The 26,815-nt window shown below is 32.8% G+C and carries 22 protein-coding genes and 4 pseudogenes; 14 read left to right on the forward strand and 12 right to left on the reverse strand.

Translation table 11 applies throughout. From position 1 onward, the window contains the following. Positions 1-76 precede the first annotated feature (76 nt). Positions 77-262 carry a hypothetical protein gene (locus QRE67_RS26705; protein WP_042891009.1) on the reverse strand — a complete coding sequence of 62 codons (186 nt, stop codon included), beginning with the start codon at positions 260-262 and terminating at the stop codon, positions 77-79. Positions 263-264: 2 nt separating this feature from the next. Then, the gene (locus QRE67_RS26710) at positions 265-558 is read right to left on the reverse strand and encodes a hypothetical protein (RefSeq protein ID WP_286125441.1); all 294 of its coding nucleotides are present in this window, start codon (positions 556-558) and stop codon (positions 265-267) included. A gap of 198 nt (positions 559-756) precedes the next feature. Between QRE67_RS26710 and QRE67_RS26715 the strand changes: the two genes are divergently transcribed. Both QRE67_RS26715 and QRE67_RS26720 read left to right on the forward strand, forming a co-directional pair. Continuing rightward, positions 757-1,269 carry a hypothetical protein gene (locus tag QRE67_RS26715; protein ID WP_286125442.1) on the forward strand — a complete coding sequence of 171 codons (513 nt, stop codon included), beginning with the start codon at positions 757-759 and terminating at the stop codon, positions 1,267-1,269. 120 nt (positions 1,270-1,389) lie between these two features. Continuing rightward, on the forward strand, positions 1,390-2,073 hold the full coding sequence (locus tag QRE67_RS26720; protein ID WP_286125443.1) for an IS6 family transposase: 684 nt from the start codon (positions 1,390-1,392) through the stop codon (positions 2,071-2,073). 7 nt (positions 2,074-2,080) lie between these two features. Here QRE67_RS26720 and QRE67_RS26725 read toward each other — a convergent pair whose 3' ends face one another. Continuing rightward, on the reverse strand, positions 2,081-3,010 hold the full coding sequence (locus QRE67_RS26725) for an IS3 family transposase (protein WP_353507092.1): 930 nt from the start codon (positions 3,008-3,010) through the stop codon (positions 2,081-2,083). Continuing rightward, positions 2,953-3,276, reverse strand: a complete 324-nt coding sequence (locus QRE67_RS26730) for a helix-turn-helix domain-containing protein (RefSeq protein ID WP_286125444.1) — start codon at positions 3,274-3,276, stop codon at positions 2,953-2,955. The genes QRE67_RS26725 and QRE67_RS26730 overlap by 58 nt, the downstream gene beginning before the upstream one ends. A gap of 175 nt (positions 3,277-3,451) precedes the next feature. Here QRE67_RS26730 and QRE67_RS26735 point away from each other — a divergent pair, with 175 nt between their 5' ends. After that, positions 3,452-3,736, forward strand: coding sequence for a YolD-like family protein (locus tag QRE67_RS26735; protein WP_286125445.1), 285 nt, complete (start codon positions 3,452-3,454; stop codon positions 3,734-3,736). A gap of 505 nt (positions 3,737-4,241) precedes the next feature. Then, complete coding sequence (locus QRE67_RS26740; RefSeq protein ID WP_286125446.1) at positions 4,242-5,006, forward strand: YHYH domain-containing protein; 765 nt, start codon at positions 4,242-4,244, stop codon at positions 5,004-5,006. A 210-nt stretch (positions 5,007-5,216) separates the two neighbouring features. On the opposite strand, the gene QRE67_RS26745 is transcribed toward QRE67_RS26740, so the two are convergent. Continuing rightward, positions 5,217-6,935 carry a helix-turn-helix domain-containing protein gene (locus tag QRE67_RS26745; protein ID WP_286125447.1) on the reverse strand — a complete coding sequence of 573 codons (1,719 nt, stop codon included), beginning with the start codon at positions 6,933-6,935 and terminating at the stop codon, positions 5,217-5,219. Positions 6,936-8,050: 1,115 nt separating this feature from the next. On the opposite strand from QRE67_RS26745, the gene QRE67_RS26750 reads away from it, so the two are divergent. Next, positions 8,051-9,751 carry a hypothetical protein gene (locus QRE67_RS26750; protein WP_286125448.1) on the forward strand — a complete coding sequence of 567 codons (1,701 nt, stop codon included), beginning with the start codon at positions 8,051-8,053 and terminating at the stop codon, positions 9,749-9,751. Between the two features lie 983 nt (positions 9,752-10,734). After that, positions 10,735-11,124, forward strand: a pseudogene (locus QRE67_RS26755) (YrrS family protein); the annotation flags it as partial. A gap of 154 nt (positions 11,125-11,278) precedes the next feature. Here QRE67_RS26755 and QRE67_RS26760 read toward each other — a convergent pair. From QRE67_RS26760 to QRE67_RS28975, 3 genes and pseudogenes are all read right to left on the reverse strand, one after another. After that, positions 11,279-11,716 (reverse strand): hypothetical protein, encoded by a 438-nt coding sequence (locus tag QRE67_RS26760; protein WP_286125449.1) that lies wholly within the window; start codon positions 11,714-11,716, stop codon positions 11,279-11,281. 1 nt (position 11,717) lies between these two features. Then, positions 11,718-12,905 carry a ParM/StbA family protein gene (locus QRE67_RS26765; RefSeq protein WP_286125450.1) on the reverse strand — a complete coding sequence of 396 codons (1,188 nt, stop codon included), beginning with the start codon at positions 12,903-12,905 and terminating at the stop codon, positions 11,718-11,720. 790 nt (positions 12,906-13,695) lie between these two features. Next, positions 13,696-13,785 (reverse strand): annotated as a pseudogene (locus QRE67_RS28975) (MerR family transcriptional regulator); the annotation flags it as partial. A 407-nt stretch (positions 13,786-14,192) separates the two neighbouring features. Here QRE67_RS28975 and QRE67_RS26775 point away from each other — a divergent pair. Next, entirely contained in the window at positions 14,193-14,651 is a 459-nt protein-coding gene (locus QRE67_RS26775; RefSeq protein ID WP_286125451.1) for an NUDIX hydrolase, read from the forward strand. 432 nt (positions 14,652-15,083) lie between these two features. Here the strand turns inward: QRE67_RS26775 and QRE67_RS26780 are convergent. Together QRE67_RS26780 and QRE67_RS26785 are read right to left on the reverse strand one after the other, a co-directional pair. After that, a pseudogene (locus QRE67_RS26780) lies at positions 15,084-15,281 on the reverse strand (ABC transporter ATP-binding protein); the annotation flags it as partial. 387 nt (positions 15,282-15,668) lie between these two features. Next, on the reverse strand, positions 15,669-16,214 hold the full coding sequence (locus QRE67_RS26785) for a MerR family transcriptional regulator (protein ID WP_286125452.1): 546 nt from the start codon (positions 16,212-16,214) through the stop codon (positions 15,669-15,671). A gap of 1,113 nt (positions 16,215-17,327) precedes the next feature. On the opposite strand from QRE67_RS26785, the gene QRE67_RS26790 reads away from it, so the two are divergent. Then, complete coding sequence (locus QRE67_RS26790; RefSeq protein WP_286125453.1) at positions 17,328-18,035, forward strand: IS6 family transposase; 708 nt, start codon at positions 17,328-17,330, stop codon at positions 18,033-18,035. Positions 18,036-18,382: 347 nt separating this feature from the next. Beyond that, positions 18,383-18,961: a DUF3967 domain-containing protein gene (locus QRE67_RS26795; protein ID WP_286125454.1), complete on the forward strand. Its 579-nt coding sequence runs from the start codon at positions 18,383-18,385 to the stop codon at positions 18,959-18,961. A gap of 476 nt (positions 18,962-19,437) precedes the next feature. Here QRE67_RS26795 and QRE67_RS26800 read toward each other — a convergent pair whose 3' ends face one another. Continuing rightward, positions 19,438-20,406, reverse strand: coding sequence for a Replicase RepFR55 (locus QRE67_RS26800; protein ID WP_286125455.1), 969 nt, complete (start codon positions 20,404-20,406; stop codon positions 19,438-19,440). 74 nt (positions 20,407-20,480) lie between these two features. On the opposite strand from QRE67_RS26800, the gene QRE67_RS26805 reads away from it, so the two are divergent. The 5 genes and pseudogenes from QRE67_RS26805 to QRE67_RS26825 all read left to right on the forward strand — a co-directional run bounded on the left by QRE67_RS26805 (position 20,481) and on the right by QRE67_RS26825 (position 24,784). Further along, positions 20,481-21,167 carry an IS6 family transposase gene (locus tag QRE67_RS26805; protein WP_286123491.1) on the forward strand — a complete coding sequence of 229 codons (687 nt, stop codon included), beginning with the start codon at positions 20,481-20,483 and terminating at the stop codon, positions 21,165-21,167. Positions 21,168-21,495: 328 nt separating this feature from the next. Beyond that, positions 21,496-22,707 carry an IS110 family RNA-guided transposase gene (locus tag QRE67_RS26810; RefSeq protein WP_286125456.1) on the forward strand — a complete coding sequence of 404 codons (1,212 nt, stop codon included), beginning with the start codon at positions 21,496-21,498 and terminating at the stop codon, positions 22,705-22,707. Positions 22,708-22,855: 148 nt separating this feature from the next. Further along, positions 22,856-22,963 (forward strand): annotated as a pseudogene (locus QRE67_RS26815) (IS6 family transposase); the annotation flags it as partial. 258 nt (positions 22,964-23,221) lie between these two features. Continuing rightward, positions 23,222-23,908: a sunset domain-containing protein gene (locus QRE67_RS26820; protein ID WP_286125457.1), complete on the forward strand. Its 687-nt coding sequence runs from the start codon at positions 23,222-23,224 to the stop codon at positions 23,906-23,908. A 189-nt stretch (positions 23,909-24,097) separates the two neighbouring features. Continuing rightward, positions 24,098-24,784: an IS6 family transposase gene (locus QRE67_RS26825; RefSeq protein ID WP_098929416.1), complete on the forward strand. Its 687-nt coding sequence runs from the start codon at positions 24,098-24,100 to the stop codon at positions 24,782-24,784. Positions 24,785-24,942: 158 nt separating this feature from the next. Here the strand turns inward: QRE67_RS26825 and QRE67_RS26830 are convergent, their stop codons facing one another. Continuing rightward, complete coding sequence (locus tag QRE67_RS26830; protein WP_286125458.1) at positions 24,943-26,583, reverse strand: family 14 glycosylhydrolase; 1,641 nt, start codon at positions 26,581-26,583, stop codon at positions 24,943-24,945. Between the last annotated feature and the right edge of the window lie 232 nt (positions 26,584-26,815).

A 26,815-nucleotide genomic window follows, 5' to 3' on the forward strand; every position in this document is an offset into this window, starting at 1 on the left:
TTGAGCCTGTATGGAAGCTTAGAAAAAAACGTTTAAGATGCGCTATTATAATCACTTTCAACTACCAGATGTAATACTAACGTAGAAACACATCTAGTATATCCATTAGAACGTACCAAACACTCCCAATCAACAAGCATTTGAGACCCGCACGTAGCAACCATCCTGGAAGGTAAAGACCTTTCTTTTTCAGTAATTTAATCCCCAAAACTGAAGCTCCGGTCACACCATAAACAACCCCTAATTCTCCAATGATTGTCATGTTCACCATCCTTTCGGTTTAATAGACAAATTCCCTTTACGATCCCTATAAAGTTGATATTCATCCAGTAACTCATTCCAGGACAAAGCATGTTCATCACCATACAGATCCTCTTCAATTTTTTGACTTAAATAATAGTAACCTCGGTATTGTCGGTCCAGGTATACCTCATGACGTAGCATGTGCTCTTGTATTGCACAAATGTCATCTTCCTTTTTTGTCCCTTTATACATTTGACGGAGCGTGTTTGAAGAATATAGATAAGGGGTGCTATACAGCATTTGATATTGACCCATCCATGTCACCTTCCTTTTTAAATTCCACCTACAATAAATGAATATGGCTTTTATTTTCATTTTCGAATTTGTCCATAAAAAAAGACCAACCAAGTTTTTATTATTTTTTGACAAATCCTTTCATAACGTAAAAATCAACGTTATATTTAAGTATAGGGTCATAGCATCCATACGTTTATAATGAGGGGCGAACAGATAATGGGAAATGTACAAGTAAAAGTGTCTGATAAAGAAGGACTCGTTCAAGAATCTACAGGAGACTTTGTATTAGCTATCAATGTCCAAGAAGAGCAAAGCCAAGCAATCGTGCAAGGGGAGTTTAATGCTGAAAATTACATCAACCTGGTTCAATCCACTGTTAAAGCACTAGTGAACGTGGGGCATTCCAATCATGTCTCAGCAATCATGCTGGACTCAATTATTCAAGAATCTTTTCGCTTAGCGGTAAAAGATATATTGCTTGAAAATGGTTATGATGAATTAGATATAGAAGAAATCGAACAGAGAAGTGAAGGAATACAAGAAGAGGAAGCTGAAGAGATATCTGAAGAACACAAGTGCTTTGATCTAGAATCCTATTTGGAACGATTTGATTTATTAAAAGATGACATTCGTTTAAAAGCATTTCGTAAGCTATGTTTGAGCTGCGACATTTCGATGGGGCGTGTTGAAATTCAAAAACAATTTGAAACAAATAGATTTATTTATTAATCGTATCATTGAGTATGGAGTACAAACGGTTCTGGTGCAAAAACTCTAAAGCTCTTGCAAGTAATCTCCTAAACTTGGACATACTGATAGTATTACTCTAAATAAAGGTGTGTGATCGGTATGGAAAAAGAAAATTTGTTCAAATGGAAGCACTATCAGCCTGAACTAATTTTATTAACAGTAAGGTGGTACCTACGGTACAATTTGAGCTTTCGTAACTTGGTGGAAATGATGGAGGAAAGAGGATTATCCATTGCTCACACAACCATTATGCGCTGGGTTCATCAATATGGACTTCAATTAGAAGAAAAAGTACGACATCATCTTAAATCAACAAATGATTCATGGAGAGTCGATGAAACCTATATTAAAGTGAAAGGGCAATGGGTGTATTTATATCGTGCTGTTGATTCAGAAGGGAATACCATTGATTTTTATCTAAGTAAATCAAGAGATAGACAAGCAGCTAAGCGCTTTTTCAAGAAAGCCTTGGCTTTTTCGTACGTTTCTAAACCTCGCGTGATAACAGTAGATAAGAACCCTGCCTATCCTATAGCAATTCGAGCGTTGAAAGAAGAGAAACATATGCCTGAAGGCATAAAGCTAAGGCAAGTTAGATATCTCAATAATATAGTGGAACAAGATCATCGTTTTATTAAAAAACGTGTGCGTTCTATGTTGGGGTTCAAATCATTTAAAACAGCAAACTCTATATTGAGTGGCGTTGAAGCCATGCATATGATAAAAAAGGGACAGATTGATTTACGGAATCTGGTCTTACCCCCGTCAAGTAGACAGCTGTAAAAAAAGACTATGCAGCCATCGAGATTCGATATTCAATCGGAGCTCGATGGTTAAGCCTTTTTTGGAATCGTTTGTAGTTGTAATGATAGATGTATGTTTCAATAGCTTGAATTAGTTCTTCCTTTGTTTGATAATAATTAAGATAAAACATTTCAGATTTAAAATGAGAGAAGAATGATTCAATGCAAGCATTGTCATGGCAGTTTCCTTTGCGGGAGTGGCTGCCGATGGCGCCTAGCTGTTGAAGCGTATGGTAATAAGCATGAGATGTATATTGGAATCCTTGATCTGAGTGGATGATGGTTCCATACACATCTCTTTTTTGTGCTGCTAAATCTAACGTTTTTAGGACAAGTTGTAAATCATTGCGATGTGAGAGTTTCCAAGCAACGATTTCATTGTTATAAATGTCTTGAACGACCGATAAATAGAGAAATTTATCTTTGAATGGCAAATAAGTGATATCTGTGACAAGTACCTCATTTGGTTTGCGGTTTCGGAATTGTTGTTCTACTACATTCGGAAAAACCTTTGAGGATTTCCCGTTAAAAAAGCGTCGCTTTTTACGGATGATTGATTGAATTTGAAGTTCTCGCATAAGTCTACATACTTTTTTGTGGTTCACTAAAAATCCAGCCTCTAGTAAGGCAATTTTCATGCGAGGATAACCGTATTCCTTGTGTTTTATGTGAATGGCTTGAATCTGTTCACGCAATGTATGATCCTTTGAAAGGCGTAATTGTCTTTGCGTACATGTTGAGCGCCACTTATAGTAGCTAGATCGATTTAACTGCGCAATGACGACCAGCCAGGTTACTTTGTATCGAGAACGTAGTTCTTCAATAATCTCGTACTTAGCCGTTTGAGCAAGAACACCTCCTATAGATTTGGATACTGCTTTTTTAAATAAGCCACCTGCGCCTTGTAGTATTCCAATTCTTCTTCCACACTATCGAATTTCGTACGAGGACGACCTTTCAAGAGGTTTTTTAAGCCGTTATTGCCGCCGTTGTTTCCCCGCAAGTCTGAAATATCGCCTGTTTCTTGATATCTCCAGATCCAATTCATTAACTGTGTTCTACTTTTCAGCTTATATTTCTTAGCTATAGCTGTTTGGCTGCCCTCACCATTTAAATAACTTTTTACAACTTGTATCTTTAATTCATCTGAATAAGTTTGAAATTTATCCCCTTTTTTAACCATAATAAAATCCCCTCCAAGTAAAAGTGTAACATCCATGTTTATTCATGGTCTTTTTACACTGTCTACCTTAAGGGGATAATATCAATCAGTCTGTCCAAAATCAAAAAGAGTTCATCCACCAAGTGTTTGGACTTATAGCATAAAATACGATTCCGCTAGAAATCTACTATTATCCGTGTTCTTCATATATTTGCACCAGAACCGAAAGCTTATCGAAGAAAAAACGAAAGTGCCACGCCCGATATTAACTCAAGACGCAAAGGATATAATCGAGGGGACATTGTTAAGTTCATTACTATCCAAAGAAGAAATACTGATTACATATTATGAAAATGGCCATGTACTCACTAATTATATGATCGTGATTCACATAAATCCTATAAACCAAACAGTGGTATGTACCAATGCATTTTATAATAAGAATGCCTTTAAGTTTATAGACATAATTGACGCAAAATAAATAAGAGGGTCTGCTCAACTATGAGTAGGCCCTCTTTTTCACTTCACATATTGAGTCGCCTTCTTCATAGGAGGGAAGGAGTTGTTACATCTCGTTATTCCAAAAACGAGTTAACAGCAAAAAGCCGATTTTTCCTTAGCATACAGGAAATCGGCTTTTTGTTTTGTTCTCGCGTATTGAGATGGCTATTTCAAAACCTTGACTTGGGGACATGGTTCTGACAAATTCTTACTACACTAATAGTTTAACATTAATTGAATATACAGTAAATTGAGAATATTAATACGGAAAATTCCTAATGTTTAGTATAGATACTTTCCACTATAGCTATAGGGAAATGAGATTTTACTGTTTTGCTAGTAAAGGATGAAGTAGATCATACAAAGTGTTCCACTTTTGAAATCCACTTAGCGATGGGGCTTTTTTTATTTTATACAGATTATGATACGGTGAACGTTTATTTTGTATAATGCTGGTAGGGATGTGTTAAAGGAGGGGTGAAGGAATGAAGTGTTTAAGAATGTTAAGCTTGCTTTTGTGTTTCGCGTGTATCGATGTTAACACTGTTTTTTCTCATTCTGGAAGGACTGACAGTAACGGAGGTCATACGTGCCGGATAAATTGTGCAGAAAACGGTTTTAGCACAGGTCAGTATCACGTACATGATGACCCATATATGAAATCTTTAGATAAGGACATACAACAATCATTAAAAGATATGGAAATACAAAGTGAAAAATTCTATTCTACATACAATTTCCCGACTCCATCGAACAGCACTGAAGTTAAAAAATCTGTACCAGTTATCTCTCAAGATAAAGTGAATCGAGCGAAAACCGCTAACATTGATCTTCAAAAAGTATATAACGATAATATGAATCGTATAAAAGAATTACAAAAACAAAATCGCATTTCACCTGAAGCGTCTCAGTATTATATAGACACCTTTAAAAGAGAAAAAGAAGCGCGAAGAGAAAGATTGTTAGAAATGGAACGTCATGTAACAGAAAGACGTGAGGAACCAGAAGAATTAGCTACTGATTATGAAGAAGAATCATATAATAGCGCTTATGAAGAAACTGGATTTGCTGATGAAAATACAATTGAAGAAAGCGATTCTCAAGAAGAACAATCATTAGCAATTTTGGAAGACAATGAAACTTCAGAAGAAGCCCTCTCGCCTGAGGCTATTGTAAGTATCATTATTTTTAATTTGGCATGGATTATATGTTTAGTTATGTATTTAAATAAAAGACGTATCTCTAAATGATAAAAGGCACTCAAAACGAGTGCCTTCTTAGTTGGTAAATATCTTGTACAACATAGGGAAGCTAACATTTAAATTTTATCATGTAATATTTAAATATTGTATTGAGAAAATAAAGAAAAGACACCCAATGCTTCTAGGAAGTAGTTTTTGTACCAGAACCGATTATCTCATACAGAAAAAATGTAACCTATTTTTAGATATAAAAATAGGTTACATTTTTTCTATTATTACTTGTCTCTCATACCACTTGGACATTTTTTCAACTGCATTAGCCGATAGGCGCTTTGTTTGCTTGTTACAAAATCTAGATAATGTAGGAGCCGAAATTTTAATTTCTTTTGCTAATTCACGTATACTAATGTTGTCAATATTATGCCGTTTTAGTATTTTTTCTCGAACTACTTCTTCATCAAATATGTGAGTCTCTTGACTCCTTTTCACTTGTGGCATATCAATAACACCTTCGTTTTTTTCAACATATTCTAAAGCTGTTTCATCATTGCTTTCTAAAGTTTTTTTCTTTGGCAAATTGTACATAGATTTAATTAATTCTTCTGGTGGAAAAATAGTAATATTCAAATTCATCCAATAATCCTTAAACCAATTCTTCTTATTTAAACGTTTCTCATCTAATTCACTTGTATACTCCCACTTAGAAACTACGTTTTCCCGTTCCAAATCAGTGAGAATATTCTCTAGATGCTCTCGAATTCGACTCGGTTTCCATTTTAGTGGGACTGCCATAACAGCTAATAATCCGTTATCCCCTCCAATAGAATAAGGCCGCTTTAAAGTTGAATATATCTGACGTATTCTCCATTGCCATGTTAAATAGCGAATTAAACGTTTATGGTATTTATGTCGGTAACTGTTATACTCTAGTGCCTTTTTTGATAATAAGGCTGTCGTATTACTTGAGCCATATAAATAACTAGATAAAAAGCTTCCAGGTTTGATACGACAGGATTCGATTCCCATATATTCATTCGTTGTACTGTGTCTCCATAGTACAACAGAATCTAATACAAACAATCTTTTGATTACTTCTCTTCTTACTTTATATTGCTCATCGTGCTCATTTTCATCATTTAAAACCACTACTTCATTTTCATCATTTAAATATATGAAAATACTCGCTAAAGCAGCAATTCGTTGAGCAACCTTAATTTTATCTTCGGGTCTATAGTATTCCCCTTTACTTACTTTCTTTTTTGGGACATTACACATGTCCAATACTTGCTCATAGGAAAATTCGATAAATTCATCTGGTGACTTGGCTTGTGCTAACCATTGTATAGTGATTGAGTCTAATACATCTGCCGTCAAATCATCCATATTACTCATTACATCATTAACTAAAGTATTCCACCGGGATGCTTCATTTGCTTTGGTAAGCTTTAAATCTTCATCTCGATGAGAAGAAAGTTGAGCTACTGCATTACTATCCTTCGTTTCAAGTGGATATGATTTTATCCCCATATTTGAAGTATCTTCAAAATGATTTTTTGAAATTCCATCACGTAATTTGAAATAAACAGCTGAATTATTGACTTCAAAATAATCTTTATCGTCTGTTTCATCTTCATTTTTTTCTAAAATGGATACTGGTTCAACATTTGATTTATCATTAATAATATTTTGAAACTCTTCTTCTAAATATCTTTCAAGTACCGAATGAATTTCGTCCTTATACTGGTTCAACTTAATAGCAACTTGTAGCGAAGTGATTCCTTCATCATTCTTTTTACTAAGCCATGATACTAAAGCTGACAAGGAGGGTGAAACATATTGCGACGTTACAACCTTACTATTATCTTTTTCTACGTCTGCACTAAAAGAAGTCCATTTATCCCAAATTACTTTATTAGTCCCGTACAGTGGCTCAGATATTAATAAAGCATCTGTGAACATTTGTGTTAACTTTTCCATTTGGTCACTCCTTCCTTTCTATACTTTACTTCCCAATACACCACAATTTAATCTACTAAATGTATAGAAATCTCGTTATTTTTCGGGCACATTTATATTTACAAAAGTAATGAAGCACTTTTATCTTTGGTTTTATAAACGAAATAACATTTATTATACATTACTCCCCAATACATCAGCAATTGATCTAAAGAATGAACATATGAAACACTTTTCCCCTATAGTGAACCTATTCAATAAATATGAAACGCTATTTTCCCCTTAACACTTCTTTATATTGTAGACTATACCGCTCTTTACATTAGTAACCCTTGTACCATATACGATTTAAAATGTTTCATATCCATTTGAAACGAATAACTTGAAACATCCTTACCATATCCTTGACCTAAAAAACAAAACATGAAACATTAGCTAATTTTTCTCTTCTCACGTACATACTCGGAAAATTTTTTTAATATGTCCTAAACCTATATATATCAACGGTTTAAAGCAAGTTATACAAATAGAAAAAATAAAGCATTATGAAGCGTTTTTGCCATATCCTTGACCATAAAACACATAAAAAACACCAATATTTCCTTCTGTACCAAGGATTTCATCCTATTTTTTCATTTCTCCGCCACCATGTAAAATATGAAACACTTTTGCCATATCCTTGACCTTTTAAATTTTGAATCACAAAATTTCTTTTGCCATATCCTTGACCTAAATTTCTTACTATATTCTTAGTAACCCTCCATTCATCTATATTTGACGGATTTTATCATAATAAACTACTTATACATAAACATGAAACACTTTTGCCATATCCTTGACCTGAAAATCTCAAAATATCTCATAAACCCCTTATATATCAATGATTTTACTGTTGTTTCACTAATGACTTTATACAATTAATACATGAAACACTTTTTGCCATATCCTTGACACAAAGTTTTTTTGCGAAAATCTTGAAACCCTTGTCATACCTGGTTTTATCGAGTGTTTCATCTTTTAAAAATTCCCCTTAAAGGAGCAACTTTCATCAACTTTCGATTTGATATAATACAAATTGGTATATTTTATAGTATTTTGACATATATTTCTGAATTTATATATAGGAGGTGAAAAAGATGGGAAAGTCATTTATTATTCGTAATCAACGTAGCTTAAATGGACAATCTACCAATGCTGTTTTAGTCACATTAAAATCTTGGCAAAAACTTGTTGAAGCTTTTGAAGGGAAATACTATAGCTATAAAGATACATATCTTGGGGATATTCTCGATCATATGACATATGAGGAACGTATTGTGGATGTAGACGGCTTTGTGACACAAGCGAAACCATCTTTTTCACGCCGAACCATTTCTACTGTTACACAAGTAATGGGGAGAAAACATAAATTGTATGGTATTACAAACGCAGATCTTGAAGTATTCCTATACTTACATAAGAAGTGCTATACAAATGGTGTCATCCCAAATGTAACTGTACATATGCTTTGGGAAGATTATAAGCAATATAAAGAAGAATTAGCATACATACAACATTCTCAATTCTATATAGCTTTAAAGAAATTGAGCCTACATAACATTATCTCTATTGAAGATGAGTTAGATGGTCGATATACGATTAAGTTGACTGATTTTATGAATCCAGAGACAGAAAAGGCAAACTCTTATGTCTACATTAGTCCAGTTGTATTTACAAAGGAATTCTTTGAAATGTCAGTTGCAGCTAAGAAACTATTCCTGGACATTGCGATGCAACAACATTCAGAGACTACACTTAAACGTTCCTTAGATAAACAAGATGAAAGAGGAAACAAAACTCACTTTGGCGGGATGTATCGCTTTTTACATAAGAAATATCCGCATCAAATTCGCACAGTCATGACAGAAATCACAACTGCACTATCATGTACAGGTACTCCCCTTTTCAAAATTTGCAAACTAGAAAAAGGGGTTAAGAACAAAAAAAGATACACAACATTATATGTATCCTTACATAACGACTTCTTATGTGCCAAAGAAGCAGGAGAAGTACAGTATCGTGATCCATTTGTACCAAAAGTTACTTATGCTCGTAAAGCTCGTTTTATCGAGTCGGTCCTACAAGAGATGAACATTGGTGAGTTTGCGCGAGACATGAATAAATTCATTCATATACTGAAATATACATGCCATCGACAAATTCGTAGCGTAGTTCGTGGCTTACGTGACATGGTAGATCGCAATGAAGAATATCCAGCTAAACTTGTTTACACTCTTAAAAAATTATTAAATCAAACATCACAATATCAAATTCTTGATACGGCAGCTAAAGAAGGAATTTATCCTCTTATTACACAACATGTTCCGAAAGAACAAAAAGAACAAGCCGTATTCGATTTTGGATTACACTTCTCGATGTATTCACTTCGAAGTATCAAGAGCTTGTTCAGAAAGACTCACGAACTCCTTAAACAAAAGTTCGCAGTACCAGTTACGGAAGAATCCTATCACCGTAATTATCTAAAGTATCAAGAAGAAACACTATTTAGAAAGTACGCCTATGAACAAAGTACCAATCTACATGCTTATGTTGCTTTAGAAATTGAAATGCGTGAACTTCTCAAAGCAAGAGGTCATAAAGAACGTTCCATTCCTAGTGATGTTCGTGAATGGTTCATTGAAAAGATTGATACATTACCGAAAGAAAAGCTTCGTGTCATTGAAGTACCGGACAGTTTTAATCTGCTTACATTTACGCGCACCTTTGAACGGTTAATACGCTCTGGTATCCAGGTATCCACCGCTGAACAGGTACTAGAAATAATGGAAGCAAATTAACTATATGCAGCTCTCTATTTTTGAAAAAATCAAAAGTAGAGGGCTATTCGTGCTGACGCTATAAATTAAAGACCTTCTAGTGGAATCCACTAATATGACAGTTTACTAGACTCTATTGAAAATAGAGTCTTTTTTTATGCACTATTATACAAATGATTTATTCTAACACTTCTGTTTCCACAGAGCATTCCTTTCCTTCTTCCAAACAGGTGCTCAAAGAGGATCTTTTTTCTACAAAAAATCAGAAAGAAAAATTTATATATAGTGGATATGTATATAGATATGATCCAATGTGAATATAATCATACCAATATTGTTGTAATATAAGGATTCTATGGCCTCATCTACTCAAATTCATCAAGTTTCATGTGAGTAATGTGGAATAACTGAATTATGTGGAGTATATAGCTATTTCTGTGAATACATTGGGGATGAATAATATAAAATTGTGGAAATCTAGTGGATAGATAAGGAATTTAGTCATTGAATAAATATGTTTTAAAACGAATCATTTTGTTTCATTTTTTATGTAGAAATGCGTGTTTTAGTTTCTGATTATTTGTAGGTAATATATCTCCATGATGCCTTATTTTCCATTTCTAAATTCTACTATTTATGATTTTTTACGGTATAGTATCGTAAAAGTTCTTGTTACAGTAGTGCTTTAACCTTATTTTTTGATCCTATATAAGTTTTATCTTTATGTTTTTAATATATATAAGATATATATTTATATTAGATTTTATTAGAGAAATAGTAGTTTAATTCTTGATGATATGGCTGAGTTAGATTTTAAATTTGGAAACATAAATAAAGTAGTTGAAGCTTAGTTTAAAGTATAGATTTTTGGATTCTGGTATAAAGATTGCATTTATTTAAAAAAGGTATATAGATTCCTAATGAAATCTGTTCTTATACAGCCATTCCAAATAGTTGATGAATGAACTTCACTTGATTTTGAACAGACTTGACCCATAAAGAAAAAAGAAGTAGCACAGTTAGAAGAGAAACGAAAAGCAGAAGAAGCAGTAAAAACAAACGGAAATGAAAATAAAGAGGGAGAAAAAACGATACCTCAAGAAAAAGGTACTCAAACAAATCCTTCTTGGAAGCCAATTGGTATAGAGCAAGGGGCAAAACCCGCAATGAAATTTAAGGAAGGAACAGTAGATTGGAATGAGATGAAAAAAGCGATTTCTTATACTGTTGATGTTCCAGAGAGCCAATTGATTTTTGAATTTATTGGGAATAATGGTAATAATAAAGCCTACGGTAATGTACGAAACAAGCAAAGTAATAAAAAATATAAGGTAAACATTGATTGGGTAGAGAATCAGGGCTGGAAACCAGCAGCTGTTCAAGTGGTAAAATAAATAATCGAAATATTACTGTTTCTCATTGTTACGGGGCTAAGAAAAATATGTATCCATATCACATTTGAAATAATCATTTATCTAAAATTTTACTTTTATAAAAGCTAAAAAAGAGTCCTAATTATCCAGGACTCTTTTTGGTATTTTGACAGCACTAATTACCAAATAAACTTGCTGTATCAAGATCTTCATATTCATCGTTTAAAACTTTAGTTTCAGATGTAGAAACTTCTTCTTTTTGTACACCTTCATTATCGGATTGCTCTTCAGAAGTCTCAATTTCCTCATTAGGAGATTTTATCTCATTATGGGTATTTGGGTCTTCTTTTTTGAGAATAAGGTTTGAATCATTCAATATGACCCGTTTAACTTCATTTAAAAAATCTTTATCTTGAAGTAAGATTTCTCTTTGCATTTGCTGTTGAATCTTATAATCTCCGACATCTTGTAAGCCATGTTTATCAATAAAGTAACAGACAAGTTTATATAATGAATCTGCTATGTTTCCTTGAGATTCAAACCATTTAAAGAATTCCTCGTTCTCAATTTTTTTGAGATTCCAAAAGAAAGACTCTCTTTTTTTGTCGGACATATTATCTCACCTTTTTTCGAGTAAGAATTTTCTTGATAACTTGCATCCCTCTAGCATTCATATCTACAGCATATTGTTCTGGAATCCACAGTAAGTACATTCCAACTCGATTACAGTACTCTAGTAACTGATCGTATAGTTCGTCTTTAAAAGTAACACTTCCGCCGCCGTATACGCATAGAATTTCAGCTTCACTTGCTGTATTATTTACATACTTCTCATCAGTATCTTCTAAAATAAGTTCAGCTTGTTCCACTTTTGTAATGTTAAAATACCCAGTGGACTCTTCATGGTATTTATGGTCTACATCTTGAAGGATTTGCGAGAATTGTTGACGTTTAATATTTGTTCCACGTTCCTGATTCAATAGTTTGACAGCTTCTTCTGTAGCATGCCCAACTCCACGTCTTTCTCCACTACAAGCATCAATTACTGGATTTACGCCAACAGTGTATATATACTCAGTTGTTCCATCTCCAATGTCACTATGTAAGATCTTTTTGTTCTTAAAGAACGATCCTTTTATTGTTTCTACCTCAAGTTTGTCTTTATATAGTTTAATAAAATCACTAAACATATCTTCTTCGCCTTCAAGGATTGCATATAAAGGAGGAACACCTTCTTGAGTAATATTTGCACTGTTAAATGTTAAGGTAACTGTTACTTGTTCTTCACCGACATAAACAATTACAACATGATTTGAGCTAGTAAAGCGGTTTTCTAAATGCTTAGCATTTGCAGGTGTCCATTGACTTGCTGGAATTGCTGAAATGAGATCAACTGTAACGTTAATGGATTGAGGTAGTTCTTCAGTTTGCTCCCATTCAAGTTGTACAGATTTATTTGCAAGAAGACCTAGCATATTAATCAGTGGTAAATCATCATTATACTTCTGGCCCACTTTAATATTCATGTTTTTAGGGTTTTTTCCAGTCATCATCGCTCGATTACCAATAAAATACATTCCAGATCTTCTAATTGACTTACTAGCAATATTTACGAACATGCTATCTATTAAATTAATTACATTCTTTTGAGTATTCGTTTCCGTAACATTTGGCATGGAGTAAACACTTTGATATACATTCTTCATTTTTATATATTGTCCATTAATATACCCTTTAAATGAATCGTTACCAATATCTCCTTCAATATTTAAATGAAGATTAGTTGCTTTTAAATCTGTCATTGTAAATCACCTCTATTTTTTATTTTATTTCCTTTTAATATCTATTAGATATATTATAACACAAAAACATGTGGATTTCAATTATAGACATCAAATATATATCTAAAAGATATCTTTTAGATATATATTTGATTGTAAAAAAGAATATGATATTTTAAATATATCTTTTAGATATTCTGAATAAATTAACTTTATATTTAAAATTGATGAGAAGGTATTTTGATTCCTCTTTATATAAAATAAATATCTTTTTGATATTTATTTTATATAGGTATTTCTTCAGAAAATATCCTTATGATAAATAAATTTTCAAATGATGAGTTCAATATTTAAATGTAGTAGCTTATAAAAACTTAATTAACTTTTGTGACTGTACATTATTAAGAGAAGCTTATTAGATATTCCAGATGGGTGTAATAAGCCGTGTGTCAGATTTATCATATGCGCTTCTTGAAATTAATTTTGTAAGCTCTAGAGAACGTTTCCATAGATGGCGGATCAATTCCTGTATTTAGTGTTGCAATTTTAGATTTTAATAAATAATGGTTCACCTTCAATTACTTTTGAGAATCCCAACATAATTTGTTTGTCCAGGCTAAATATACAAAAAAAAGCGGTTGATGGCCGCTTTAAAAGAAATTATAAAGAAAAATATTATATTTAAATTGGAAAGTTATTTAAGGATAAATCAGGATCTCATAAGGTATAAAAGAATCTGATATGCTAATTGTGTACATATTTCTTTTCGTATTTGTACACAAAATTGCAGTATGAACTATATAAAAATAAACTAATTCCGGTTAAATAAACACTGAATGAACGTTTTCTTTTTGTTATCTTGACGGTCTTCAGGTAGTAATTTAATGGTTTTATCTAGTTTGGTTTTGTTACTGAAATGGCGTTTTTCGAACGCTTTGGCAGTGTTATCTCGATGGCTGTTTCTTCGTGAACGCTATCCGTTTATGTAGCGTTTTATCCAGAGTTATCAAGGCTTCCCGTTATTTTTTCTAGTGTCTACTTTGTATTGCTTATATACAAAAAAATTATTTGTGTGGCTTTGTAATTAAGTTTGATAATTTATAACAAAGTTCGATAATTTCTAAAACAAATTGATAATTTATAATAAAGTTTGATAAAAAACAGCGTGCTGATTACACTAAATCTCAAGCTGTTTTTATTTACCATTTTATGTACAATAAAATTAAGAATTTTTATTCAAGTAAAGGGCAGTTGATAATGAAAAGTGATTCATCAGTACATAAAAAATAAAGCGAGATGAAAAATTAAATGATTCAGAATGAGATTGTATTAGTTGTAAGTGTATCTATCGTTAGAGATAACCAAGTTTTGATGATAAAAGAAAATAAACCATCAGCAATTGATAAGTGGAATTTCCCTTCTGGAAGAATTGAAAAGAAGGAAGATATTTTACTTGCAGCTTGTAGAGAAGTAAAAGAAGAGACAGGTTTAGAAGTAAATCTCCAATATACAACAGGGGTATACAATTTTATTAGCGCCTCTAATGATCAAGTTATATTGTTTCATTTTAGAGGTGAAATAATTGGAGGTTCAATTAAACTCGAAGAAGATGAAATTGTAGATTATAAATGGATTCAGCTTTCAGAACTTATAAATATTGAAAATGAAGTACTACGTAACGCTAATGTAAACAAGCAAATAATAAATAATCTACTACATAATAATTTATATTCAATTTCTATTTTTAATAAACAACTTGTGAATTAATTTATTGTTCAATATGGGCTTTTGTGGAAGATGCGACAGTTGAATTAAATGCCATCAAATTATCAAACTTTATTCTAAAAAAATCAAATAACCTTTAATTAAGGACTGTACTTTTATCAAACTTTGTTAAAAATGCAGTCCCTTTTTTATTTATAACATAAGGTTTTGTGCAACACTTTTAATCAAACTTTATTTTAAAGCAACATTAATGCATGAAGAATGCCTACTTTCGATTAAAAAAAAGGGATTCTTCATGCATTTTAATGGACTTAGGTTATTGAGTAAGCAACGGGTTCTTATTCAAGAAAAGCACCCGTTTGTTGAATAAGAAATCCTGTTCTTTGATGCAGATTGTCTTTGAACTACACTATCTCTACTTCACATTATTTTAAAGATGCATGCAAGGTTTACAAAATAACTATAGTCTATTCGTCACAAAAGTTCATTTATTTGTTTCGTAAGCTCTTTAAATTTCTTGTCGGGTTCTGTGTACGCTTCATCATTTGGAATCATAAAGCTAAGCTTTCCTAAAACATCTTGTCTTTCTGTTTCAAGCTTTAAACGTAATTCATCCAGATTATCTTTTTTTGGGGATAATTCATTCAATTGCTTTTGTACGCTATTTCCCGAGCGTTTTGGTAGTGTTATTTCGGTGTCAATTTCTTAGTGAACGCTATCCGTTTCTTGGGCGTTTTTTTCAGTAACATCAATACCTCTCGTTATATCCGATTTTAATTTTCAATTTAATTTAGCCTATATGAATATAAAGTATTATGATTTAAAATCAAATTAATTAATCACTTTTGGAACATATATTTTGGTGAATATCTAACTGCTATATAGGATGATTATATTCTAATGGAGAACAATCTTTATCAGGAACTCGTTAGGTACAAAAGAATGTAATACGCTAAATCTATTAGATTTCTGCGAAAGAATACCCCATTTAAGTTAAGTCATAGGTATCCTAAATATATATTGTGTATAAAATCTTATTGTGAATTATACACAAGTAAATTAATCACGGTTAAATAAACGCTGAATGAACGTTTTTTTGGTGTTATCTTGACGATCTTCATTTAGTAGTCCAATAGCGTTATCTAGTTTGTCTTGTAGTAACTGTATTTGTGCATCTTTCTCTTCTTTCTCTGAACGCTCTTGTAACAATAATTCAATGATATCTTGGTTTTGTTGTACAATTTTTTCTTGTTGCTGAAACATGTGCAAAAATTTATCTTGAATTACTGAAATGTCATTTTCCGAACGTTTTGGTAGTGTTATCTCGGTGTTTATTTCTTCGTGAACGCTATCCGTTTCTTTGGCGTTTTCTTCAGTGATATCAATGCTTCTCGTTGCAGCTTCTTCTAATTTCCAGTTCTGATTTAAGTATTCTTTCATCTGTTTTAAAATATCAATATCTTTTTCATAGTAAATGCGTTGTTTCCGCTCGTTTCGGTCAAATATATAGTCCGTTTTTTCTAGCTCAATTGACCATCTCCGAAGCGTATTTGTGTTAATGTCTAATTGTTTTGCTACTTCTTGTGCAAAATATCCATATTCCAAATTTCACACCTCCGTTATTTGTGTGTTACACTATTTTTCTTTATTAGAATGCTGTTTCCTTTAAAAGTGTTTTTTATATTTTTTGAGAGAAGGTGTTATGTTGTGAACACTATCCGTTTTTATAACGTTTTCCTCAGTATTACCAACGCTTTTGGTTATAGTAGAATAAAAGTCATGCGCGCCATATCTTCGTTATCCATGCGTTATGGATGGTATCCATCTTTTTTGAATTTTTACCTTCTGAGAAGTATGAAATGACTTATATGTACCTATACTATATTTAAAAGCCTATTTCCATATTCAGATTTGCTTTCACTTTTTGGTGTATAAAAATATCTAACTTCTACTGAGATTTTCTCCGGAATTTACTAGTACTTACTAAAACACAATTTGTCTATGAGATATTAGAGGTTTACTTCTAATACAAAAATTCTACTAGATATGTGTAAGAGAATCAAAGGTTTCCTTAGTTGGATTAGTATTTGAAACAAAATTATTAGATCCTGAACAACCTAACGATAATATGTTAAGTAGAATTATTCGTGAACACTATCCGTTTTTCTAGCGTTTTTTATATAAATGTTCACTATTAGCTGAACCGGGATCGTGTATACATCATAAGTACAAAACTACCTTGTAGATATATAGATATAGTTAGGAAGTTTGGAAAATCCGGGAAAAACAATACAGGCCTGAAGAAATTGATTTAACAACTGTCAGTGGAACGAAAGAGAGAACCCTTAGGTGTATAGAAGGGGAATCTATTCATATCTTTAGAAGCTTAGGAACTACATAGAGTCATAAAGAATGTTTTAAGATATGCGGTAAATTATTTTATCGAAGAAGGCAATAATAACATTGACGAAGAAATGACACTGTCTTTCCGTACAAGAAATCTATGAGGGCATGAGAGGAGCTGCAACACGTCTTCATCGGTAACTTATAGAATTAATTCTATAAACACTAGAAAAAAGAACTTGATTGTTTCATCGAAACAAGAAGGGTCCTATTTTATTATAAATAAAAATGGTTCTGGTGCAAAAACTATAAGGCTTATGTAACGAATCTTCGAAACTTGGACATACTAGTACTTTAAAAAAGGACGTGATTAGTATGGAAAAGCAAAACTTATTCAAGTGGAAACACTATCAGCCTGAACTAATCTTATTAACAGTAAGATGGTACCTGCGGTACAATTTAAGCTTTCGTAACCTGGTGGAAATGATGGAAGAACGAGGAGTATCAATCGCTCACACAACCATTATGCGTTGGGTTCATCAATATGGGCCTCAATTAGAAGAGAAAGTACGATATCATCTTAAATCAACAAATGACTCATGGAGAGTTGATGAAACCTATATCAAAGTAAAAGGTCAATGGATGTATTTATATCGTGCTGTAGATTCCGAAGGGAACACCATTGATTTTTATCTTAGTAAATCAAGAGATAAACAAGCAACCAAGTGCTTTTTCAAGAAAGCCTTGGCTTTTTCGTATGTTTCTAAACCTCGTGTGATAACAGTAGATAAGAACCCTGCCTCCCCTGTAGCGATGCAAGAGTTGAAAGAAGAGAGCCATATGCCCGAAGGCATACAACTAAGACAAGTTAGATATCTTAATAATATAGTGGAACAAGATCATCGTTTTATTAAGAAACGTGTGCGTTCTATGTTGGGATTTAAGTCATATAAAACAGCAACTTCTATATTGAGTGGTGTGGAAGCCATGCATATGATAAAAAAGGGACAAATTGATTTACAGAATCAGTCTGTCCAAAATCAGAAAGAGTTCATCCACCGAGTGTTTGGACTTATAGCATAAAATACGATTCCGTTAGGAATCTACTATCATCCATGTTCTTCTTCATATATTTGCACCAGAACCACTTAAATCGTACTTGTTATTTTAATTAACTTATACACTTAAAAATTTCCAAATAAACAAGGAAATATCTTCTTTCAAACGAATTAGACACATAACGGTTAGATGCCGACATGACGGACATCAATGATGATGAATAACGACAAAATGACAACATGACAGACATCGATGATGATGTATAACAACGAAATGACAACATGACAGACATCGATGATGATGTATAACAATGAAATGACAACGTGACGGACATCGATAGCAACGTATGACGATGAGGTGGTGACGATGAAATGGATAGAGAAGAACCTTACAAGAAAACATATTCCCTTGCAGATATAGCTAGGATGCTTGGGCGGCCACGGACAACTCTTCAAGCCTGGCGGGATCAATTTAAACCATATTTACCAACCGTCGCAGGGACGAAGGGGCGAACACTAAGATATGAACAGGAAGCCTTAGAGCTTTTTAAATTAATTGCTGATATGAAAGATGCACAAGAGCCACCAGACGTAATAGAACAGATGTTGAAACAAAATGTAAATTATATTGTAGTAGAAGAGAGTGACGAGGACGACGAAATAACGAAACCAATTATTCAGACAATGTATGAAAGCATGAAAGAGGTTTCTATATATTTTCAAGAGCAAAAGGCTATGAACATAGAACTTTTAAAGCGCATAAACAATTTAGAACAAACTAATCAAATGCTACTGAATAAGATTGATGAACAAAAAAAGGCTCTTGATGGAAAAATAAATAACAGAGATCAACAGTTATTAGAAGTAGTTCGAGAAATACAAGAAACAAAGAAATTAGTTGCATCTACTCAACAAGAAAAATCATGGTTTGCTAAATTATTTAGAAAATAACTTAAATAACAAGTAAATTATTAAAGCATAGGGAATCTTGTATGTTTTTACAAGATTCCCTATTTAATTTATAAATCGGATGAGCCTCCCTAAATGATTACAAAAAATAACAGAAAAAACCCAACAGAATACTATATTTATTAAATCTTGTTTTAAAAAAGTAAAACCACTAAAAACATTAGAATTAAAATTTGACCATTTAAACTTACTCTGACAAGCTTTTCAAGATTTTAGCTTAGTAAATTTCAAAGTTAATTTGCCGGTAAATGAGTGAATTTTCGGAATTATAAAGGTGGAAGTTTCATAGATGAAATGTCTGGACAATGATAAAAAATCATAGAAAATGAGGCGTTTTTTTAAAGCTTCTCATGTCGAGAAGTGATTAATTAATTGAGAATTATAAGAGGACATGACAAATATCCTTGCTGTATATGATTTTTTTGAGCAAGGCTACACACTATTATGATTTTTTTAGATTAATTATTCTCTTCTAAAAAATTATAGAAAACAAATTCACTTTTTGGATTTGTACCATATAATGAGATTTTTTCTTTTGATTCACGACTTCTTCGTTTCCAGTTTTGCTTAGATTTTTGGTTGAACATTTTCATAAAATGTGCAGGATTGCTGTTTTCAGCTTTATTAAACTGGAACCATTGCACACATTCTTCAAAATCCCATCTTGCATATCGATCGATATCAGATGGCATTCTTAAGGCAATTGTGTATGCATCTTTTTCGGTAAGGTGAGTTAGCTCCTGGCTTAATATGTAGTGATAAACTTTTTTCTGATCGTTACTTAGGTAATCATCTAAATCTTGTAATCTGTTATTAAATGCTTTTGAGTCATTTTCAGCATCGGTTTTTAATTGTTCTTCTATATTAAAAATATCCAAAGAATTAGGTGAAACCTGTTTAGTATTTTTCATATCTTCATGATTAACTTCAGCGGTTTTCTTACTAAATTTATTCTTTAATAATTTAGTAAAAGTAGAACATACATCAATTGCTACAGCCCATTTTACCTTGAAGTATTCTATAATTTTTAAATAATTATTATGCATGGTTAAAATGTAAACGGAAGGGGCAATTTTACCGTGTCTTCGTACTTTAATCTGTTGGCATACTCCCAAATCTTGCAACCAATTAAACACGTAGTTAATAATTGGTTTCGAAATACCTGATTTTTTGCTGATATGATCTTGTTTTACTTGGGAATAGCCTTCTTGTACTAGGTATGATAAAACAGTTTCTAAAGCTTCATATTTACGTTTGGTGAGGAAATCCTTTGTAGTAACACCTTCATATTCTAGGACAATATTATCAATATAAGTAGTAACTTTCTTAATTGATTGATTAATAGCCCCAGTATTCTTTGATAAGTGATTGATGTGGGGACTTAGTTCGGCTTTTGCTCGACTGAGCAAAAAGTTTTGCAATAACATAGAAAAATCGGTTCTGTTGCAAAGTTCTCTAAACCACGTTACATTTTAGAAAAAATGAGTAGGAGCACGACAAGATGAGATATTTTAAAGGAAAACAGTTTAAGAAAGATATCATTTTAGTAGCCGTTGGCTACTATTGTCGTTTTTCTCTAAGCTATCGTGATGTGTCTGAAATTCTGAAGGAACGTGGTATTTCAGTTCATCCCACAACGATTATGCGCTGGGTACATGAATATGGCAATCTGATGTATCAAATTTGGAAAAAGAAAAACAAAACGGTACAGTTATCTTGGCGTTTGGATGAAACCTATATTAAAGTCAAAGGAAAATGGTGTTATTTATATCGTGCCATTGACAAAGAGGGGCAAACGCTTGATATTCAACTGCGTAAAAAGAGAGATACACAAGCGGCATATGCTTTTATGAAAAGACTGGTTCGAACTTATGGAGAACCAACGGTTCTGACTACAGATAAGGCTCCTTCTTTAATTTGCGCATTTAAAAAATTACAGAGGATAGACTTTTACAAAAATACCTTTCATCGTACAACAAAATATCTCAATAATCTCATTGAGCAAGATCATCGACACGTGAAGCGCCGTTTCGCTCGTTCCTTAGGATTTCAAAGTCTTCGTCATGCCTCACGTACGATAAAAGGGATAGAAACGCTTCATGCCATATACAAACAAAGACGAAGTCTTCAATCAGACTCCGTCTTTTCGGCGTATAACGAATTACAGAATTTATTAACGGTTTCATAAAATTTGACCACAATCTTCCCATATCTCTATGTGTAAAAAAACTTTGCAACAGAACCTTTCAAAGTCTTCGTCATGCCTCACGTACGATAAACATACTAAGATTAGTAGTGTAGACCAAGGCATTGGTTCGCACTACTATTTTTTATATAGTAGAAGTGAAGAAAAGGCCGTGAGTCCTTTAGGGTTTAGAATCGGTACGATAAACTGGCCTTCTTCTCTTACCTTATTTGAATCAGTTTTTAGTATGTTGGTCCTCGAGATCGTGTATAAGAAATGGGAATCGATAAGTGTAAGTTGAAGACTTCAATTCCACCTAAGGAGGAACTATATGAAACACGTAATTGCATTTGATATCAGTATGGGTAAAAGTTATATGGTAATTTATAATTCACAGAAACAATGTGTATTTGAAAGTGAAATCAAACATTCTAAGCCTGAATTTGAAAAGCTACATGAAAAGATACATGAGCTTACAGATGAAACTGGTGAATCACCTGAAATTGTGTTCGAAGCAACAGGTATCTATTCCAGGCAGCTAGAGCGATTCATGCAAGATAACCAGTATACATATTGTTTATTGAACCCATTAGAAGCCAAACTGCAATGTGATTCCTTGCGGATTCATAAGACAGACCGAAGCGATGCACACCGATTGGCTCTCACTCATTTCACGGTTACCCGAAGGGTATCTACTGGAACTGATAACTTATTCTATCAGTTAAAATCTCTTTCTAGATTGTATAGCGAATTGGATGGTGAATTATCGATGATTCGTGGCCGTATGCATAAAGTGATCCAATTAACATTTCCTGAATTGGAAAAAATGTTTACCAGTAAATCTGATTTATTTTTAAATTTTGTTCAACTATTTCCTCATCCAGATTGTGTTTTAGGTCTTTCTAAAACCATTATAAAAAATCGTATTCGTGCCAACACCAATAAAAAAATATCAACTATCACGGCGGAGAAAAAAGCAATTCAGGTACTTGAAATAGCGAAAACTTCCTATCCAGCCGTTTCTCAGAACGATGTTCTGTGTGATCAACTCAAATTATACGCAAGACGTTATCAAGAGCTTCTTCACCAAAAAGAATGCTGTATTAACAAGATGGTGCATATAGCCGGACAACGTGCAGAATACAATATCATTCTTAGTCTTCCTGGAGTTGGACCGAATACTGCCATACGCTTAATGGCTGAAATAGGAGATATTACTCGTTTCACCAGTAATAAGCAACTCAATGCATTTGCTGGTATTGATATACGTCGTTTTCAATCAGGTAAAACCTTTTTTAAAGATAAAATCAATAAACGTGGAAGTAAACATTTGCGGAAGCTCCTGTTCCTCATCATCCAGAACATGATTAAACAACGACGTTACGGAAAAAATCATATTGTTGAGTATTACGATAAACTAAAAACGCAACCTTATAACAAATGTCATAAAGTTGCGTCCATTGCATGTGTAAATAAGTTATTGAAGCTCCTCTTCTATCTCATTACACATAATATATACTATGATTATCGGTTAACCGCCTGAAATCATAGTTTCATTCATCATATCATATTCTCCCCCCTAGTAAAAAAATGAACACATATTAGGGGTATTTGGTTTGCAATATAATTGACATAAAATCTCTGACATTTAATGAATTAGAACTCTGAAAAACAGTTGACTAATCGTAAGAAAAGGAATCGAAACGGTTCATGCCCTATATAAACAAAGACGAAGTCTTCAATCAGACTCCGTCTTTTCGACGTATAACGAATTACAACAATTACTAACGATTTTATAAAATTCGTCTGTAATCTGTTCCACTGTTAATGTGTTAAGAAACTTTGCAACAGAACCAATTAATTGATGGTGATGCGTTAATTAATATGATGAACACATAAAGCTAACTCTTTGGAGAAGTTAGCTTTTATATTTTTTAGAGAAGTATTATTTCTTACAAAATTAATTCCGCAAGTAATAATTTATGTAAAATTCTTCGTTTCCTTCTGCTATACTAAATATTGTAATATGTACATAATTTTTAAGGGGGAAGCAAGTAATGCCAAGTAAATTTTGGACTATTTTCTTTTTAATTATCTTCTTTCCAATTGGTCTGTTTTTAATGTGGAAGCATGAACATTTTACAAAAGCTGTACGTGTTATCATTTCATTATTTTTCTTGATTATCATTCTATTTACAGCATGTAATAGTGATACAAGTAGTGCTCAGAAAGCTGAATTGAAAAAGAAAGAGCAACAATTAATCAATAAAGAAAAAGATTTAGAGAAACTGGAGAAAAAATTGCTAGAAAAAGAAAAAGAACTAGATAATAAATTAAGAGAATGTCAAAAAGTTGATGAAGACAAGAAAAAACAAGAAGAGCAAAAGAAGCTTGAAGAAGAGCAACATAAACAAGAAGAAACACGCAAGCAAGAAGAGCAAAAGAGACTTGAAGAAGAGAAACGTAAACAAGAAGAAGTAAAAAAACAACAAGAAGAACAAAAGAAACAACAACAAACTCAAAATGAGCAACAAGCTTCAACCACAACTTCAGATTCTCAACCTAAACCAGAAGCGAAACCTGTACAAAGCAACTCTTGTAATATAAAAGGGAATAGAAACAGTAAGGGAGAAAAAATTTATCATATGCCCGGACAACAATTCTATGATAAAACAAATCCCGAAGAAATGTTTTGCTCAGAAGCAGACGCAAAAGCCGCAGGATATAGGGCATCAAAAAGGTAGTAAAAGGTCCGACTCCACAACAGAGTCGGATCTTTATTTCAATTTCACTTCACATATACATAGGCTTCACTTGCTGTTACATAGTATGTTTTTCCCTTACCTTTAGATAAATGTTAATATTCTTGGTTCTGTTGCAAAGTTTTCTAAAGTAAGCTAAACTCTGTAAAAAACAAACAAGGAGCGTAACAAATGGGATATTTTAAAGGAAAACAGTTCGAGAAAGATATTATCTTGGTAGCCGTTGGCTACTATTGTCGTTTTTCTTTAAGCTATCGCGATGTGTCTGAAATTCTCAAAGAACGTGGTATTTCTATTCATCCAACAACTATCATGCGCTGGGTTCATGAATATGGAAATCTTATCTATCAAATTTGGAAGAAGAAAAACAAAAACACATTGTTATCTTGGCGTTTGGATGAAACCTATATCAAAATTAAAGGAAAGTGGTGTTATTTATATCGAGCAATTGATAAAGAGGGACAAACACTTGATATTCAACTTCGTCAAAAACGAGACAAACAAGCAGCATATGCTTTTATGAAAAGACTCGCTCGAACTTTTGGAGAACCAACGGTTCTGACGACAGATAAGGCTCCTTCTTTAGCTTCCGCATTCAAAAAATTAAAGGAGATAGGTCTTTACAAAAATACCTTTCATCGTACAATAAAGTACCTCAATAATATCATCGAGCAAGATCATCGACATGTGAAACGTCGATTTTCCCGTTCCTTAGGCTTTCAAAGTCTTCGCCATGCCTCACGTACTATTAAAGGTATAGAAACTGTTCATGCCATATACAAACAAAAGCGAAGTCTTCAACCAAACTTCGTTTTTTCGACGTATAACGCATTACATGAATTATTAATAGTTTCATAAAACTGGTCCGCAATATTCCCCATCTCTTTATGTCTTCGGAAACTTTGCAACAGAACTAGAAAGAGGAATGTGACATTTTTTAAGATTTATTTTTCCTTCAAAAACAAAAAAGATCCTTTATCACATATTAAAGGATCTTTTTTGTTTACATAATATAATTACCACCGACTTATATGAGAGGTAGTCTTCAGTGGGACTGGATTCCAACTTTGTGGTATGGTTTGCCATGATTTGATCGTTCCATCTTTACTTTTAATAAATGCTTTAAATTCTATATTTCTTTCAGCTGGCAACACAACATTTCCTCTCCAATCATTACTATGAGAATCATAATATAATTGAATTGGATACTGTTTCGTGTCCCAACTTCCTAATTCCGCACGATTCCCAGTAATATAAACAGTATCTCCTATTGTTGTAGGAGCATTTTTTACTACAATCGTTTGCATAACAGGAGTCACACCTAATAAATCCTTAAATTTCTCCATTAATGAATTGTTATACATTACATCTTGATAACGAAGTAACGTAAATCCAGCAAAATTATAATTAAAAGCCATTTCTGCAACTCTGTTATACTCTGCCTCATTTCCTAAACTTAAAGCATTTTCACCATTTAATACAATTCCCTTTTGATTAGCTAATGTTGCAATTTCTTGTACTAATGTTCTAGGCATTGAATATTCTGGATAACTACCTTTGTCTGTCATTTCTAGACAAGTAAATGTTACATCTAACTTTGCGCTTTTGAAAGCATCAAGTAAATGGCTATAATTATTATACCCTGCTGGCTTTTCTGCCCCGTGAGGTATAACCGGATTATTATATTGCCAATGTACTCCTGCAATCTTTGCGCCGATTGGTACTTGAAAACTTGGATCAAAGGCATCGTGTGCCAATTCACCAATTAATTTTGTATGACTTTCTAAAACACCTTGATACCATTCTAAATAATCTTTTCCATATGAAGAGTTATATCCATTCTTTAGAAACAGTTCCCCATCACTTGGTGGTAAAATTTCTGAAACAGAAGTAAGTTTTGTACTCCACTCTTTGTTCACTTCATTTAAGGAATCATATTTATTTAATACCCAGGAACGGAATTTTGATTTTGCAAATTCTGTATAGGCTTGAAACTTTCCACGTGATGGATAACTGCTTCCATCAGCAGATGTGTAGGAAGGATATCTCAGTTCTCCAGCTGGTCCCCCAGATAAGTATATCTTTGCGATTACATCTTTATACGGTTTCATAGCTACTGCGAATGCCGTATATAGTTCACCATATTCCTTTTGAATTACATCTGAAGCAAGTGGATTCAATGTTTCTTTATTAACGGTTCCGGTTTCAGATTTAAAGTAAAGACTATCATCATTTTTTTGATTCCAAACCCATGAAGGAATTGGTGTATTACAATCATCGCCAACATTTCCACCACACTGATGTGTAGAAATAATAGGTATCATTTTCATACCTGCATTTCTTACTGATTGAGCAAAACGCTGTGCGTATGAAAAATCAAATTGCTGATCCCCGTTCTTTTCCATATCTCCCCACCAAAAATCAACAGTAATAGCATAAAAACCATTTTGTTTTGCCCACCTTAAATCATTTTCAAATGTCTCCCAATTTGTTACTTCCGGAATCTTTTTTAATGGTGCCATTAAGTAAGCTTTGTAATCCGGATTCATTCCTTTTCCATTTACGGCTGCAAAACTTGCTTGTGGAATTAATAGAGATACAAATAACATCAAGACAGATAAAATGACAATACCATAATATTGAAACTGTTTTTTCATCTCTTTTCTCCCTTTCCCTTTTTTAAATTTATAAAGCACTTATGTATCCGTTTTCATTATATACGAAAAACGCAATCGTTTGCATGAAAAATATTGCATAATACTAAAATAAACAAGCTAGATTAATTAACTTGTTTATTTTAAAATTCGACTACAGATTATTCACTTTTACATAAAAATATCATTTCTCATTTTACGGTTCTGGTGCAAGAACTCTAAAGCTCTTGCAAGT

Source organism: Bacillus sp. DX3.1, assembly GCF_030292155.1.
In the GTDB taxonomy this organism is placed as follows: Bacteria; Bacillota; Bacilli; order Bacillales; family Bacillaceae_G; genus Bacillus_A.

What these genes read in the sequence shown, in the direction of transcription:
- QRE67_RS26745 (WP_286125447.1), bottom strand. Translation starts at nt 6,935, where the DNA reads ATGGAAAAGTTAACACAAATGTTCACAGATGCTTTATTAATATCTGAG.
- QRE67_RS26830 (WP_286125458.1), bottom strand. Translation starts at nt 26,583, where the DNA reads ATGAAAAAACAGTTTCAATATTATGGTATTGTCATTTTATCTGTCTTG.
- QRE67_RS26705 (WP_042891009.1), bottom strand. Translation starts at nt 262, where the DNA reads ATGACAATCATTGGAGAATTAGGGGTTGTTTATGGTGTGACCGGAGCT.
- QRE67_RS26790 (WP_286125453.1), top strand. Translation starts at nt 17,328, where the DNA reads ATGGAAAAGCAAAACTTATTCAAGTGGAAACACTATCAGCCTGAACTA.
- QRE67_RS26740 (WP_286125446.1), top strand. Translation starts at nt 4,242, where the DNA reads ATGAAGTGTTTAAGAATGTTAAGCTTGCTTTTGTGTTTCGCGTGTATC.
- QRE67_RS26795 (WP_286125454.1), top strand. Translation starts at nt 18,383, where the DNA reads ATGGATAGAGAAGAACCTTACAAGAAAACATATTCCCTTGCAGATATA.
- QRE67_RS26775 (WP_286125451.1), top strand. Translation starts at nt 14,193, where the DNA reads ATGATTCAGAATGAGATTGTATTAGTTGTAAGTGTATCTATCGTTAGA.
- QRE67_RS26820 (WP_286125457.1), top strand. Translation starts at nt 23,222, where the DNA reads ATGCCAAGTAAATTTTGGACTATTTTCTTTTTAATTATCTTCTTTCCA.
- QRE67_RS26805 (WP_286123491.1), top strand. Translation starts at nt 20,481, where the DNA reads ATGAGATATTTTAAAGGAAAACAGTTTAAGAAAGATATCATTTTAGTA.
- QRE67_RS26730 (WP_286125444.1), bottom strand. Translation starts at nt 3,276, where the DNA reads ATGGTTAAAAAAGGGGATAAATTTCAAACTTATTCAGATGAATTAAAG.
- QRE67_RS26800 (WP_286125455.1), bottom strand. Translation starts at nt 20,406, where the DNA reads ATGTTATTGCAAAACTTTTTGCTCAGTCGAGCAAAAGCCGAACTAAGT.
- QRE67_RS26760 (WP_286125449.1), bottom strand. Translation starts at nt 11,716, where the DNA reads ATGTCCGACAAAAAAAGAGAGTCTTTCTTTTGGAATCTCAAAAAAATT.
- QRE67_RS26825 (WP_098929416.1), top strand. Translation starts at nt 24,098, where the DNA reads ATGGGATATTTTAAAGGAAAACAGTTCGAGAAAGATATTATCTTGGTA.
- QRE67_RS26715 (WP_286125442.1), top strand. Translation starts at nt 757, where the DNA reads ATGGGAAATGTACAAGTAAAAGTGTCTGATAAAGAAGGACTCGTTCAA.
- QRE67_RS26710 (WP_286125441.1), bottom strand. Translation starts at nt 558, where the DNA reads ATGGGTCAATATCAAATGCTGTATAGCACCCCTTATCTATATTCTTCA.
- QRE67_RS26810 (WP_286125456.1), top strand. Translation starts at nt 21,496, where the DNA reads ATGAAACACGTAATTGCATTTGATATCAGTATGGGTAAAAGTTATATG.
- QRE67_RS26720 (WP_286125443.1), top strand. Translation starts at nt 1,390, where the DNA reads ATGGAAAAAGAAAATTTGTTCAAATGGAAGCACTATCAGCCTGAACTA.
- QRE67_RS26765 (WP_286125450.1), bottom strand. Translation starts at nt 12,905, where the DNA reads ATGACAGATTTAAAAGCAACTAATCTTCATTTAAATATTGAAGGAGAT.
- QRE67_RS26750 (WP_286125448.1), top strand. Translation starts at nt 8,051, where the DNA reads ATGGGAAAGTCATTTATTATTCGTAATCAACGTAGCTTAAATGGACAA.